The organism is Zavarzinella formosa DSM 19928, from assembly GCF_000255705.1.
Lineage (GTDB): Bacteria > Planctomycetota > Planctomycetia > Gemmatales > Gemmataceae > Zavarzinella > Zavarzinella formosa.
This window is the reverse complement of sequence record NZ_JH636444.1, coordinates 646060-660633: the sequence shown is the minus strand read 5'-3', so window position 1 is coordinate 660633 and position 14574 is coordinate 646060. Positions and strand designations below refer to the sequence as shown.

Annotated in this window: 11 protein-coding genes and 1 pseudogene; 8 read left to right on the top strand and 4 right to left on the bottom strand. The window is 62.0% G+C overall.

The window, feature by feature from the left end:
- The first annotated feature begins 79 nt into the window (after nt 1-79).
- Entirely contained in the window at nt 80-640 is a 561-nt protein-coding gene (locus BGIM_RS53455) for a methyltransferase domain-containing protein (protein ID WP_020473729.1), read from the top strand.
- 343 nt (nt 641-983) lie between these two features.
- On the opposite strand, the gene nhaA is transcribed toward BGIM_RS53455, so the two are convergent.
- The 3 genes from nhaA to BGIM_RS0131905 all read right to left on the bottom strand — a co-directional run bounded on the left by nhaA (nt 984) and on the right by BGIM_RS0131905 (nt 5320).
- Entirely contained in the window at nt 984-2303 is a 1320-nt protein-coding gene (gene nhaA, locus BGIM_RS0131915) for a Na+/H+ antiporter NhaA (protein WP_020473728.1), read from the bottom strand.
- A gap of 100 nt (nt 2304-2403) precedes the next feature.
- Nucleotides 2404-3804 carry a sigma-54-dependent transcriptional regulator gene (locus BGIM_RS0131910; protein WP_020473727.1) on the bottom strand — a complete coding sequence of 467 codons (1401 nt, stop codon included), beginning with the start codon at nt 3802-3804 and terminating at the stop codon, nt 2404-2406.
- Nucleotides 3782-5320 carry an ATP-binding protein gene (locus BGIM_RS0131905; protein WP_020473726.1) on the bottom strand — a complete coding sequence of 513 codons (1539 nt, stop codon included), beginning with the start codon at nt 5318-5320 and terminating at the stop codon, nt 3782-3784. Before BGIM_RS0131905 ends, BGIM_RS0131910 begins: the two co-directional genes overlap by 23 nt.
- A gap of 448 nt (nt 5321-5768) precedes the next feature.
- On the opposite strand from BGIM_RS0131905, the gene BGIM_RS0131895 reads away from it, so the two are divergent.
- The 5 genes from BGIM_RS0131895 (at nt 5769) to BGIM_RS63600 (ending at nt 11581) form a co-directional block, all read left to right on the top strand.
- Nucleotides 5769-7388, top strand: a complete 1620-nt coding sequence (locus BGIM_RS0131895; RefSeq protein ID WP_020473724.1) for an alpha,alpha-trehalose-phosphate synthase (UDP-forming) — start codon at nt 5769-5771, stop codon at nt 7386-7388.
- Nucleotides 7388-8668 (top strand): trehalose-phosphatase, encoded by a 1281-nt coding sequence (gene otsB, locus BGIM_RS0131890; RefSeq protein ID WP_020473723.1) that lies wholly within the window; start codon nt 7388-7390, stop codon nt 8666-8668. The genes BGIM_RS0131895 and otsB overlap by 1 nt, the downstream gene beginning before the upstream one ends.
- Nucleotides 8669-9325: 657 nt before the next feature.
- Nucleotides 9326-9625, top strand: a complete 300-nt coding sequence (locus tag BGIM_RS63610; protein WP_157369566.1) for a hypothetical protein — start codon at nt 9326-9328, stop codon at nt 9623-9625.
- A 538-nt stretch (nt 9626-10163) separates the two neighbouring features.
- Nucleotides 10164-10934 carry a hypothetical protein gene (locus tag BGIM_RS63605; protein ID WP_020473720.1) on the top strand — a complete coding sequence of 257 codons (771 nt, stop codon included), beginning with the start codon at nt 10164-10166 and terminating at the stop codon, nt 10932-10934.
- Nucleotides 10931-11581: a class I SAM-dependent methyltransferase gene (locus tag BGIM_RS63600; RefSeq protein WP_020473719.1), complete on the top strand. Its 651-nt coding sequence runs from the start codon at nt 10931-10933 to the stop codon at nt 11579-11581. The genes BGIM_RS63605 and BGIM_RS63600 overlap by 4 nt, the downstream gene beginning before the upstream one ends.
- A 262-nt stretch (nt 11582-11843) precedes the next feature.
- Here the strand turns inward: BGIM_RS63600 and BGIM_RS0131865 are convergent, their stop codons facing one another.
- Nucleotides 11844-12614 (bottom strand): hypothetical protein, encoded by a 771-nt coding sequence (locus BGIM_RS0131865; protein WP_020473718.1) that lies wholly within the window; start codon nt 12612-12614, stop codon nt 11844-11846.
- Nucleotides 12615-12779: 165 nt separating this feature from the next.
- Here BGIM_RS0131865 and BGIM_RS0131860 point away from each other — a divergent pair, with 165 nt between their 5' ends.
- Both BGIM_RS0131860 and BGIM_RS66635 read left to right on the top strand, forming a co-directional pair.
- Nucleotides 12780-13547 carry an SDR family NAD(P)-dependent oxidoreductase gene (locus BGIM_RS0131860; RefSeq protein WP_020473717.1) on the top strand — a complete coding sequence of 256 codons (768 nt, stop codon included), beginning with the start codon at nt 12780-12782 and terminating at the stop codon, nt 13545-13547.
- A 22-nt stretch (nt 13548-13569) separates the two neighbouring features.
- Nucleotides 13570-14574: pseudogene (locus BGIM_RS66635) on the top strand (MGH1-like glycoside hydrolase domain-containing protein); the annotation flags it as partial.

The following is a 14574-nucleotide window of genomic DNA, read 5'->3' as shown; positions in this document are numbered from 1 at the left end:
ATTGGGCCGTCAAACTCGGATGATTACGGTTCAACGAGATTCGGTATAAGACCTGCTGGCGGAACACAGCGAGGGGCCGATGCGTCGCGCCGGGTTGGACCAACTCGACGCGAAGCCGGGGGAGAAGGTTCTTGAGATCGGCTTCGGGACGGGACACTCGCTCGTTTCCCTGGCCCAATCCGTCGGCCCGACGGGCAGGGTGTGCGGCCTCGACCTGTCGGACGGGATGGTCGCGACCGCCAAAAGCACCTTGCTCAAAGTGGGTTTGGACGGGCGGGTGGAACTGACCTGCGGCGACGCGACCCGGCTTCCATACCCGGCGAACGGTTTCGATGCCATCTTCATCAGCTTCACCCTGGAACTGTTCGACACCCCGGAGATCCCCGCCGTCCTCGCCGAGTGCAGACGGGTGTTGCGTCACGGCGGCCGCATCGCCGTCGTCGGGGTGTCCAAGGAGGGTGAGGATAGTTTCGTCCTGCGCGTGTATGAGTGGAGCCACCGCCACTTTCCGAACCTTGTGGACTGTCGACCGATTTACGTTCAACGGTCTGTCGAGGAGAGCGGTTTCCGCATCGAGAGCGCGGACCGACAGATGATGTGGGTTCCGGTTGAGATTGTGTTGGGGGTCAAGCCGGGTTGATTGTCGAGCGGCTGATCGGCCTGATCGGCGGACTCGGCGACTCACTTTTTGGCCCCAATATATGTCTCCGGCCAATGACCGAGTGCTCCGAGCCGCGTGGCCGTGCCAGGCCTCGGTCGTCTGCGGCACGGCCGCTGAGGTCGCGTTTGCTAAGCGTGCTTGATGCTCAAGACAGCGGCCGTTCAGCGATTCCGCGAGACCTGCGAGTCGAAGCGGATCGCTTGCGGGGGGATTAATACGTTAGTACTCACTGGATTGCCGCTAAAGATCGAGAGGTGGCGTTAAGAGCAAGAGGTCGTCATCAAACCGCAGAATGTGATGTCCAAGTCCCGAACCGAACGAATCACCCTTTTCTCTCGCGTCGCATCGTGGCCATCAAGATCAGGCATCCCAAAATCACACTCACGCAAGAACCTCCCAGAGTGCCGATTTTCGCCGCGTCAAGCAATTCGCCCTTGAGAGCCAGGCCGGCCACAAAGATTGACATTGTGAACCCGATCCCGCCGAGGCTGCCCGCCCCAACCATCACGGGCCAGGTCACGTTGGCCGGAAGACGGGCCACTTTCAATTTCACGGCCAGCCAGCAGAACATCATAATCCCCGACGGTTTGCCGAACACCAACCCGCACGCCACCGCCAGGGCGACCGTGTTCGAGACGGCCTCCGGTCGCACCGTCACCCCGGCATTGGCGAGGGCGAACAGGGGCATGACCAGGAACGCCACCGACGGATGCAAACTTGTTTCCAGTCGTTCGAGCGGGGAACGGGCTTCCTTCGCCGCGAACTGCAAGGTTTCCAGCGTGCCGGAATGATGTTCATGAAGTTCGCCTGGCCGGGCAAGATCTTCGTTCACTCGTCGGACCACCCTCGTCAGCAGATCATCGGGGATGTGGGCGGATGTCGGGGTCATCAGGCCGAGGATCACTCCCGCGATCGTCGGATGCACGCCGGAGTTCAGAAAGCATAGCCAGACACCCGCCCCGACGATCGCATACAGCGGCACAGCCCGCACGCCAATTCGATTCATCAGCAGGATCAGGGCGAAGCCCGCCCCGCCGAGGCCGAGCCACATCATCGACAGGTTGGTGGAATAAAAGACGGCGATGACCAGCACCGCCCCGATGTCGTCCGCGATGGCCAGCGAGAGCAGGAATATCTTGAGGCCCGAGGGAACCCGTTTGCCGAGCAACGCGAGAAATCCGACGACGAACGCGATGTCCGTCGCCATGGGGATCCCCCAGCCATTCTGGCCCGGGCCCGACGATTCCAAGAGCAGATAAACCCCCGCCGGAGCCAGCATCCCCCCCAACGCCCCGAGGATCGGCAGGGCGGCCTTTTTGGGGTCCCGCAATTCGCCGTGAACAATCTCGCGTTTGATCTCCAGTCCGACCACAAAGAAGAAAATCGTCATCAAGCCGTCGTTGATCCAAAACTCCAGCGGCCGGTTCAAGGCGAACTCCCCAATTCCAAGGGTCACGGGAGTGTGCCAGAGGTGATGGAACGCTTCGGTCGTCGCCGGAATGTTTGCCAGAGCCAGGGCGAGGAGAGTGCAGGCCAGCAAGACACCCCCGCCCGCGGCCTCCACCCGGCAGAAGCGGGCGAAGGGCCGGGTGAGTTTGCGCGAAATCGTCAGGGGAATCAGCGGGGAATCGGAAGGATGCATTTGGTTCCGTGGATCTCGGACTCGGGGGATTCGTGTCTCGCAAAAAACACTTTTCGGGGACATCAGCTTTGCGCCTGCCGAACGGCTTTCGCATTTAAATTCAACTCGTCTTGCGTTCGAGTTTGTTTCGCAACGTGGTGCGGGAGAGGCCAAGCAGTTCGCTGGCCTGGACCTGATTGCCGCCGACGTGCCTCAGTGTTTCCTCCAGCACCGCCCGGTCCACCTCGGCCAGCACCTTCCGATAAATGTCCCCCTCGCCCGCCTCCAGCAATCGGCGGGTGAGAGTTCTCACATGACATACGTCGGCCGAATCTGAAGCGGCGGCCGGAGACCGTTCGCCACGGAACGCGGGCGGCAGACATTCCGCAGTCAAGACTTCGCCGGGAGCCTGGATCACCCCGTACCGAATCACGTTCTGCAGTTCCCGGACATTGCCGGGCCACGGGTGGAGCCGCAGCAACCGCATGGCCTCCGGCGACAAGGCGCGAACGTTTTTTTGCAATTTCCGGGAAATGATCCGCACGAAGTGCTCGGCCAGCATCGGAATGTCGGCCTCGCGTTCCCGCAACGGAGGAAGCAACACCGTCACCCCGTTGAGACGATAAAGCAGATCCTGCCGGAATTTGCCCTCGGAGGCCATTTCGTCAAGATTCTGGTTGGTGGCCGCGATGACGCGCACGTCGGCCGAGATCGTCTCCCGGCCGCCGATCCGCTCGAATTGTTGTTCCTGGAGCAAACGCAAGACCTTGGCCTGCGTGGCGGGGGTCATGTCGCCGATTTCGTCAAGAAACAACGTCCCGCCGTTCACCTGCTCGAACTTTCCGACGCGCTGCCGGTCGGCTCCGGTGAAGGCCCCCTTTTCGTGGCCGAACAATTCGCTCTCCAGCAACGCCTCCGGAATGGCGGCGCAATTAATCGCGAGAAACGGACGGTCCGACCGGCGGCTGTGCTGGTAGAGCGCCCGGGCAATCAGTTCCTTGCCGGTCCCGCTCTCGCCAAGGATCAGGACCGTCACGTCCTGCGGGGCGATGCGGCCAATCGCCTTGTACACCTCCTGCATCGGCGGAGACTGGCCGACGATCCGGTCGGAGCCCTCGGAGTCGGACGGTCCGTCAAACACGGCCGGCACGCTCTGGATTCGACGCAGTTCCACGGCCCGGCCCACCACTTCCCGAATCTGGTACAGGTCCACCGGCTTCAGCAGATACTCGAACGCCCCGCGTTTCATCGCCTCGATGGCCGTCTCCGTGGCGGCATGCGCGGTCACGACGATCACCGGCAATTTCTGGTCATGGCGTTTGATCTGCGCGAGCAGTTCCAGCCCGGACTGATCCGGCAACTGGACGTCGACGATCACCACGTCGGGCGATTCGGTCTTCAGCGACGCCAGCCCTTGCTTGCCCGTTCCTGCCGTCACGACGGTCAGCTCCTCGGACTCCAGGCCCGTTTGCAGCGAGTAAAGCACGTTCGGTTCATCATCAATGATGAGCAATTTCGCCATGCGAACCCTCCCCGTTCCGGCTGGCCATGTCCGTCGGTCCGGTGGCCGGGACCGGCAGACGAATCGTGAAGACCGCGCCGCCCGTCGGACGGTTTTCGGCCTGCAACCGTCCGTCGTGGCTTTCGATGATCCGGCGGCAGATGGACAATCCCAAGCCGAGGCCCGATTCCTTGGTGCTGACGAACGGCTCGAAAATTCGCTCGCCCAGATCGCCCGGCAATCCCGGCCCGGTATCCTCGACGGTCACCAGGACACACCGGTCGCGGTCGTCGGTTCCAGACAGACAGGTGACGATCACCTCGCCTCCCTTGGGCATGGCGTCCATCGCGTTCAGCGCCAGATTGTAAATCACCTGGCGCAGTTGATTCGGGTCCGCGTCGAGCACGACATCCGGCCGGTTCGAGTCGAGACGGAAGCGGACGGCCTGCAATTCGGCCCTTCCGCGGAGGGCCTCCAATGTCTGGCCGAGCAGGACGGCGAGGTCGACGGGCCGCTTGTCAAGGCGGGGGGGCCGCGCGAAATCGAGGAAGTCCGTGACGATCTGCTCCAGCCGGATGATCTCGGACTCCAGAACCTCAAAATCCCTGGGCCGCAGCGACGGCCCGCCACGACGGTCGGCCGCGGCCTGCACCAGTAGTTTGATGGACATCAACGGATTGCGAATCTCATGGGCGATGCCCGCCGCCATCTGGCCGACCCACGCCAGCTGTTCGGCCCGCAACGCCTCCCGTTCGGTTCGTTTCAACCGGTTCAGCACCGCCGAAACGGATTCGGACACCTGGCGAAACGCATCCCCCGTCGCGCCCGGCTCCGAAGCGTCCTTCTCCCCCGCATGCGCGGCGAGCGACAATTGCCTCGCGGTGTCCCTCAGGTGATCCTCGGTGCGCCGCATGGAGCGCCGCAGGGCGACCGCCATCACCCATCCGGCCAGCATGCCCCCGAACGCGCCGCACACTCCCAGCCCGATCATGGCCACCGTGATCCGGTTGGCCAGTTCCTGGTTCTCCGTGCTGGTCCTGGTCAGCACGCCCTCGTTGAGGCGGAGATACTCGTGGGCGGGTTCGAGAATTTCCCTGGTCAGAACCGAGTCGCTCAGTTCGATGAGCTTCGGATAAAACCCCTCCGGTGGCTGTTCCCTCAGCAATTGTTCATACTCGGCGAAGAAGTGATCCATCCCGGCCCTCGTCCGCTTCATGAGGGCTTGTTCCGGCGGCGTGGTGGCCACTTCGTTTGCGGCCGCCAACGCGTCCGTCGCCCGTTCCCGCAACCGTGGAACCGGCTCCAGATGCCTTTTGTTCCCGGTGATCAGATACCGGTCGAACTGGGTGCGCACCTCTCGGATGCTGATTTCCAAATCCTGGGCCGCGCGAACGCTCGCCACGTTGATCGACAGCAGTTTGGACATCGACGATTGCAAATTGCGAACATAAGAAGCCGCCCCGAACGCGACCAGCAACAACAACCCGCTCAGCGCGGCCAGCGGGGCGGTCAGTTTCGCGATGAGTTTGGAGTTCATTGGCCCGGCCTTTCGTTGTCCAGATAGTGGACAGCCGTGCGGAATCTGGACAGCGACCAGGTCAAATCTCTCTGGAAAGCTGTTCGCATCATCGTCTGATTCATGATCGTTAATTGAAATTTGGTTTCTCGTCAGCCGTCGTATTTTATCCCGTCCGCAGTTTCCGACCCGCCCCGGCTGACGACCCGCCGGATTGGACTTTTCCACAAGTAATTAATTCATGGCCGTTTGCATGATCGCCGGCCGGCCCGGAGCGAGGCGCCCGAACGGCTCGGATCCGGCGGCCATGACTCGGATGTCCGTGACGCCGGGAAATCTGGCATTCCAGTTGCGTTGAGCGGCAAATGTGATGCCTCTGGCAGGGAAATGCAATCGCCGCAAACGGAATTGCCTTCGGAACGGACACAGGGGCGATCCGACGTCTCCGAACTTCACGAAAAAGTTCACCATGGCCTGGACCAAAGAGCGGCTTGAGGCGATTGCGGGAACCCGGCTCGGCTCCGCGAAACTGATCGTGGTCTCCAACCGCGAACCCTACATCCACCGGAACCTGCCGGGCGGCGAAGTCGAGTGCATCCGCCCGGCCGGGGGACTGACGACGGCACTCGACCCGGTGATGCGGGCGTGCGGCGGCGTATGGGTGGCCCACGGGTCCGGGAACGCCGACCGACGGACCGCCGACAGTCGCGGCCACATCGGCGTGCCGCCCGGCGATCCGAGCTATCTGCTCCGCCGGGTCTGGCTGACGCCGGAGGACGAGGCCGGGTATTACTACGGTTTTTCCAACGGCAGCCTGTGGCCGTTGTGTCATCAGGTCTATTGCCGGCCGTCGTTTTCCCCCGACCATTGGGAGGCTTACAAGCGGGTGAACGAGCAATTTGCGGCCGCCGTCTTGCAGGAGGCGGGAAAGGGGCCGGCCGTGGTGTTCGTCCAGGATTACCATTTTGCCCTGCTGCCGAAACTGCTGAAGGCGGCCAGGCCCGATTTGGTGGTCGCTCACTTCTGGCACATCCCCTGGCCGAACCCGGAGACGTTCCGCGTCTGTCCGTGGGCGTCGGAGATTCTTCAGGGGATGCTCGGGAACGATCTGCTCTCGTTCCACACACAGTACCATTGCAACAATTTTCTGGAGACGGTGGACCGGACGCTGGAGTGCCGTCTCGACCGGGAACATTTCGGGGTCACCAGCGGCGGCCGTCATTGCCGGGTCCGTCCCTTTCCGATCAGCGTCGATCCGGAATTGGCAGAGACTTATTTGGGCGACGACTGGGAACAACGGGCGGCCGGCCTTCGGCAACGACACGGCCTCGGAGATCTTCCCGTTTTGGTGGGCGTGGACCGGGTGGACTATACGAAGGGCATCCCGGAGCGACTGGCGGCGGTGAACCGCCTGCTGGTTCGCCATCCCGAATGGAAAGGTCGCTTTCACTTCCTTCAGGCCGGGGCCCCGAGCCGCACCGATTTGCCGGAATACCGCGACCTGAACATCCGGGTCGCCGAATTGACGGAGACGATCAACCGGGAGCATGGGACGCCGGATTGGAAGCCCGTTGTTTTCCTCAACGAGCATTTCGGGCTGGAAGACATTACCCTGCTGTATCGCATGGCGGCCGGGTGCGTGGTCAGCTGCCTACATGACGGCATGAACCTGGTGGCCAAGGAATTCGTGACCTCCCGGCCGGACGAGGGCGGGGCGCTGGTGCTGTCCCGATTCACCGGGGCGGCCAGTGAACTGACCGACGCCGTTTTGGTCAACCCGTTTGACGTGGACGAACTGGCCGACGCCCTCCTGACCGCCCTGACCATGTCCCCCGACGAGCAACGGCGCCGGATGCGGCGGATGCGCAAACAGGTGGCGGATCACAACATCTACCGCTGGGCCGGAATGTTGCTGTCCGAGGCGGCCAAACTGGTTGATGAACCCTTGGACGAACTGGAACCGGAGATCTCGCCGGAGCCGGACATCAAAACGGAGTCCGAGATTGAAGAAATCGATTCGCAAGAGGTGAACGGGATGATCGCCAGTGCGACTGCCCTGAGCCTGATTCACTTGATGGGAGCCTCCTGATGAACGAGCCAAAATTGTTTTCATTGGGATGGGTGAGAACCATTGCCGCCCTTCATCGTTCAGGCCGGCCGGTCGTCATCATGTTTGATTACGACGGCACGCTCACGCCGATCGTCCGTCACCCGAGCCTCGCCCGGCTCATGCCGGAGGACCGTGATCGACTGAGCAGACTCTCGCGGATTCCCGGCGTCCGTCTGGCCATGGTGAGCGGCCGGGCTTTGGAAGAACTTCGCGGCCTGATTGGGCTGGAGGGCGTATGGTATGTCGGCTCCGGCGGGGCCGAGCTTGATTTGGGCGGGCGTCGCATGGCGGACCCCCGCGGAGCAGCGTTCGGCAGGGTGCTGGATCTGCTGCACGATCATCTGGTCCCCCTGCTGGCCCGCTATCCCGGCACGTGGGCCGAACGAAAGCCTGTTGGGCTTTCGTTGCATTATCGGGGTCTTCTTCCACTCATGGCCGTCACTTTCCGGCTGGAGGTGGCCAGGCTGACGGACGAATTGCCGTGGGTGCGTCAGCGAGTGGTGTCCGAGGCCATCGAGATCACCCCGGCGGGTGGTTGGGACAAGGGCACGGCCGTCGCGATGATCCTGGACCGGCTGGATTCCGTGTCGTATCCGGTGTTCATCGGAGACGCGGCCAACGATGCCGAGGCGATGGAGGTGACAAACGGCAGAGGCGGCTTGTCCGTGGGCATCGGTGAAGACGCCCCGATCGAGTCCCGTGTGCGCGTTCACGGGCCAAGGGAACTCGCCGTTGATATGGAGCAATTAATCGCCGAGTTGACCGGCGTTCCGCGTCTGGTTTCAGCAGCAGATGCGCATGCCAACGACGACGGCGATAAAACGAGCGAAGTGGCCAAAGACGACCAATCGCCCTTGATGACCTGCCCCGGAATTTTGATCGTGGAGGCGGATGCCTGTTCGCGTCGAAAACTCTCGGCGCAATTGGGTGAAAAAGGCTGGAGGGTGACAGAGACGGGCGACCCTGCGGAGGCTGCCCCGGCCATTCGGGATCATCCGGAGGAGATCCAGGTGGCGCTGGTGGATTTGCAACTTCCCGGTTTTCAGGGAGCCAAGACCCTTGCGGAGCTTGGCTCCGCGCATCCCACCCTGATCTGCTGCGGCATGTCTGCCGATGTGACCGCTTACACGGCCGCCGCCATCCGGCGCATGAGCGACACCCCGCTGTTCACCAAACCCTTCGCCCCGGAAGCCATCGACCGCGAGCTTCGCCGTTTGGTGGCCGAGAGACCGGGCCACCATGGGACAGATGTTCAATAGTTTGGCCGGACACGATCTCGCAGTCAAAGGGTGAAAATTTGCGCCAATCGCCAATGCTTCCGTTTTGACTCGCCGCACCGTTCAGACTTTTTCAAATTATGGGCTCATCGGCTCCCTCGACTCGTGTCGCGGCTTTGGCGAGTCACGTTAGATGTGGAACGATCTCCGGTCGGATGAAAGTGATTTGGCAGGTTAGTTCGCTGTCCACAAACTGGACACAAGTCCAAAATCTGGCCATCGTCGACAGACAGCTTTGCCGAACTTCAAACCATGATTTGTCGGGAAGGCAAAATATCAATCATTTTTTACTCAGCTGCCAATCGCCAGCCGTGTCTTTTCACCACCGATTTTTTGCGGGCTAGGTGCGAGGATTCAGCCATAACCTGCCTTGGAGCCAATGCTTGACGCTTCCCTGACAGTATTGACCAAAAAAGCCTCAATCCACGAATGTTCAAAGTCGGCCATGTCGCTGTCGAACACTCGGCGTCTTTGGCATTTCAATTGCTTTCACTGATGAATGACACACCATCACAAGCGACTTTGTTGACGTCAATGGCTTCCGATTGCCGGGGAAGCCGGATCATCATTCCGCCGCCTGGCGGATGTTTCGGACGAGACCGGATGAAACATGCTCGCCGCGACACAACGGAGAACAAAATGACTTGGGACGCCGGACCAAATTGGACCCACCGACTGGCTCGTCATCTTGCGGTGATTTTGCAAGGCCGTTGCCGTTTTTGCATCCCGGATGTCGCGCGGCTGAACGACGCGGCGGACCGTCGGGTTTCCGATGCGGCCGTTCTTGAACCGCTCGCCAAGCAAGCATTCCTCGCCGCCGATCCGCTGATTCACACGGTTTTGGGGGAAGACAGTTATCACGAATTCGAGGAGATTGTCAGGCGTGTTCTTAACAAGTCGAAGGCAGTCTCGGATTTTGCGCAATTGGCGGCGGCCTGACAGGCAGACATCGCCGCCGGGAGATGAGTTTGGTGTTCGGCCATGCGGTTACGTCAACGAAGTGTTTTGCGGAGAGGCTGGTCGTCATCATCCGCCTCGACTCGATTGCATCCGAGCCGGGACCCTGCAAAATCAACTTAACTTCATGAGGAGGACTTCAGCAATGAACGAACGCCAGATGCGCCAAGTCCTCGACTGGTTCCACACCAAGGTCGGGGTAATCACTTGCTCGGTCTGCTCGCACACGGAATTCAAGTTCGACTCTGAGTTGACCTCGCTGCCGGTCAGGCGGGGTGGCCCTCGCCCGCGGGCCGACTTCTCCGACGACTTGGCGGCGGTCATGCTAATCTGCACTCATTGTGCGAGCATTCGTCTGTTCTCAGCGGCGAAAATGGGAATCATCCCGAGATCCGCGGGAAAGACACCGCCCTCAGGCTGCATTTCTGCTCGCGATGTCTGACTGCGACCATGGCACCATGCGGCTTCACCTCGAAGCCGATTGTTAGTCAACTCCGACCGATCCGGATATGATTCAAGCATGTCCCTGGCTGATACCTCCCCTTGGTGGCTGCTTCCAAACCTGTTTGCCTTGGACGCGCCCGTCGTCGCCATCGTCTGGCAGCGGTTTTTGGCAGGCCGATTCGATGTGGATGTTCCTTGGGTCGCCTCGGCCGCCTTGGGGGCCGCCGTATGGTCCATCTATCTCATTGATAGACGGCTTGACGCCGCGAGGGGATGTCTCGACGCCGACCGGCATCGGGCCGCCGCCCGTCGCCCCCGCCTGTTCCTCGGCGCGGGTCTTCTGGCGGCTTGCCTTTCCGTGTTCGCCGCCGCATGGCTGCCCGCCGGATACATTCTGGCCGGGCTGGTTGTCGGCTTGGGAGTGGCCGCTTACCTCGGCCTCATCCACATTGCCGGAGGAAGCCTTCATTCGCATGCCGGAGTGAAAGAATTGCTCGTGGCGATTGGATTCGCCGGGGGCGTCGCCATCCCGCTCCCCGTCAACGGCCCGCCCCCCGTCCAGTGGGTTCCCGGGATCGCCGCCTTTGCCGGACTCTGCTTCCTCAACTGCCGGCTCATCGACCGCTGGGAGTCCGGGGGACCGCGGCGGGCCTGGCCGGAATTCATCTTGGGAGTCGGTCTGCTGGCTTTCTGTGTCGCTTTGCCGTTAGCCATTGGCCTGGCCGTCGGCGGCGCTTCGCTCAGCCTTCTCGTGACACGCCTCACATGCCGACGCCGTTTGCGTGTCGCCCGCGTCCTCGCCGACGCCGTGCTCCTCACTCCTCTCGCCTGCTGTGTTGTTCCGTGAAACCTCCTTGCTTCGACATTCTTGCTCCGCACTACGTCTGGATTGAGGCCGTCACTTTCGGGGGATTGCTCCAATGGTGCCGAACGGCGCTTGTGGACCAGTTGACCGAAGTGCGACGGGTGCTGGTGCTTGGCGAAGGAGACGGCCGATTTGTAAACGCCTTTCTGTTGCGGAACCCAAATGCCGCCTTGGATGTCGTCGATGCCAGTCCGGAGATGGTCGCTCGAGCCCGACAACGCCTCACGGGGCTTCCCGGCGCTCGCAACGTCCGATGGCACGTCGGCGACGCGCGACGGTTTGAGCCGGACGGCCCGCCTTATGACCTGATCGTCACCAACTTCTTTCTTGATTGCCTCACGGCTGCCGAACTACAAACCCTCGTGGAACGCCTCGCTCGCCACCTGGAGCCGGGCGGACGATGGCTTGTGGGCGATTTCGCACTCCCCGCCAGTCGTCTGAAGCGGATTGGAGCTCATGCGGCCCTCGCGGTCATGTACCTCTGCTTCAAGGTGGTGACCCGAATTCCCGCCGGGCGTTTGGAGGATCCGGGACCTGTCTTGCTGGCGCATGGGCTCACACCGGAGCAGGTGGAACACCGGCTCGGCGGCTTCCTCGTCGCCAGCCTCTGGCGTCGGTCTAACGGGTGAAATGACACGGCGGCCGCGCACAGGCAAGGCACGGCCGCCGGTTGCTTGGCAAACGCTTTGGAGTGGTCGGGGCCGGTTGTTCCTTGCACGGCGCCGGGAGATTGGACAGTGCCCCCTTTTTAGCCACTGCTTGCGAGTCGCGCCAAAGCATTCTGGAGGGAGGCAAGCAAGCCGACATGGCAAAGCCGCCTCTGCTTGAAAGATGTCATCGCGATGGCGGATTCGTGCTCTCTTTGGCCGGGGCGCGTCGACGTGAAAAGAGTCAGGCCCCGGCGGCATCCTCGGGTTCGGAAGCAATCAAATGTTGCATCTTCGCCACCTTCCAGCCGATGAACAGGACGTTGGGAACGTCAATCTGCTCGCGGGTGGCCCCGCTGGTCCGGATGACGAGGTTGCCGGACCCCAAGCCGAGCAGCCAGTTCTGAAAAAGGTCATCCCGGTGTTTCTCCAGCATCATTCCCTGCGTGTTGTAACTCTTCGACCCGGCTCCGAGGACATGGACGTGGGTGACCTGGCCCGGTTCCACCAGCCAGTAACTCATGCGGTCGAAAACGAACACACTGACCGACCACGCGGAAAACAACAGGGTGGAGAACCACAGATACGCGCCCATGTTCATGTGAATCTTCAGGGCTCCGAACAGGACAAAGATCTCGTCCCACCAGCCCATGTACGCCAGGAAAACGGTCACGAGCAACCCGCCCAAGATGACAACGCCGGAGGCTAGCCCGCGAACACGAAAATTCGTGATGAGGATCACCGCGAATAGGGTGGCGAAATAGACAACGCCCAAATTGGAACTGGCGTGGAACAGTTCTCTGTCCGTCCCGATCTCATGAGGCTGTCCACGCCAATAGGTGAGAAACATCATCACGTAACCGACGGCCCAGACCGGCCACCAGTAAAAAAAATCCGAGTGGCTGTAAATCCGCAATTTTTTAGCCACCGGCGCCGCATGCCGGGCCGGCGGTGGCGTAAGCGGCTGATGCCTGATGCCGACGGGATCGGCCGGCGAAGGCGATGAGTTGTCCATGGTTGATATGCTCCGGTAATCCGTACCGGGAGATCACAGCATTTCGTGCGCCTCTCCGGAGAGATGTAGTCCTTTTCGCCAACACGGACCCTTGCCGTCAATTAATCTTTGCGTTCATGCGCCGCGTCGCTCTACCATAGGGCCATCAGAAACCCGGAGGGCGTCATGCGTCTCCAAGGCAAGGTTGCGTTCATCACTGGCGGCAGCCACGGCATCGGCCGGGGGATCGCCGAGCGACTAGCCCGCGACGGCGCGGACGTGGCATTTAACTACGGGCACGACGACGCCGGGGCGGCGGCAACGGTGGCCGCCATTGAGGCGGCCGGCCGCAAGTCGGCGGCCATCCGGGCCGACATGCTCGACCTCGCCGCCATCCGGGAGATGCTCGCGGAGGCGGAGCGCCGCCTCGGGACGCCCGGCATTCTGGTTAATAACGCCGGCGTTGAACACAAGGCCGACTTCTGGAATGTGACGGAGGCCGATTATGACCGCGTCTTGAGTGTCAACCTCAAGGGATTGTTCTTCTCCACGCAGGCGTTTGTCAACCAACTTCGGGCCGCCGGCCGGCCGGGAACAGTCATCAATATCAGTTCGGTGCATGAGGACTTGCCGTTCCCCGGTTTCTCGACGTATTGCGCCAGCAAGGGGGCTGTCCGGATGCTGACGCGAGACTTGGCCGTCGAACTCGGGCCGCTTGGCATCACGGTGAACGCCATTGCCCCCGGCGCCATCGAGACGCCCATCAACACGAAATTGTTGAACAGCCCGGAACTGTTAAAAGCCCTGACGGACAAGATCCCGCTCGGCCGGCTCGGCAAGCCCGAGGACGTGGCCGGGCTGGCCGCGTTCCTGGCCTCGCCGGACGCGGCATACGTGACAGGGGCGACGTATTTCATCGATGGCGGTCTGACTTGGTCCTACCACGAGCAGTAACATCTCTCTCACCCAGTCCTCCATGCCCGACGTCCCGCCTCCGGCCGCCCCGCCCCCGGAAAAGCCCGCGGACCCGGAAGCGGTCCGCCTGGCCGAAGACGGTCGCCGCGAACGGAACTGGAAACGGTGGGGGCCGTATCTGGCCGAGCGGCAGTGGGGCACCGTCCGCGAGGACTATTCGCCGAACGGGGACGCATGGACCTACTTCCCCCACGACCACGCCCGCAGCCGGGCGTACCGTTGGGGCGAGGACGGGTTGCTCGGCATCACCGATCGCGAGTGCCGGCTGTGCTTTGCCCTTGCCCTGTGGAATGGCCGCGACCCCATTCTGAAAGAGCGATTGTTCGGGCTGACGAACGGGGAGGGAAATCACGGGGAAGATGTGAAGGAGGCCTATTTTTACCTCGACGCCACGCCGACGCACAGTTACCTGAAGGGACTGTATAAATACCCGCAGGCCGAGTTCCCGTACCGGCAACTCGTGGCCGAGAATGGCCGCCGCGGGCGGGACGATTTGGAATATGAACTGGCCGACACCGGTGTCTTCGACGGAAGCCTTTACTGGGACGTGACGGCAGAATATGCCAAGGCGGATGCGGACGATCTGCTGATTCGCGTCACCATCGCCAATCGCGGGCCGGAGGCGGCGACGCTGCATGTGTTGCCGACCGCCTGGTTTCGCAACACATGGGCCTGGGGTTCGCCTTCCGACGAGGGGAAATGGCCCAAGCCGAGCCTGACCGCGACGGCGGCTGGCGTGCTGGCCGAGCATTGCACTCTCGGTCGCTTCCTGCTTGCCGCGGACGGCGGGCCGGGATGGGTGTTCACTGAAAATGAAACGAACGAGGCGAGAGTGTTTGGGACGCCAAACCTCACTCCGTTCGTCAAAGACGCCTTCCATGAATTCCTGATCCGCGGCCGGACCGACGCCGTGAACCCGGCCCGGTCCGGCACCAAGGCTGCGGCCGTGTGCCAGTTGACCGTGCCGCCCGGCGGGGAAACAACCATCCGGCTCCGGCTTCGCCCG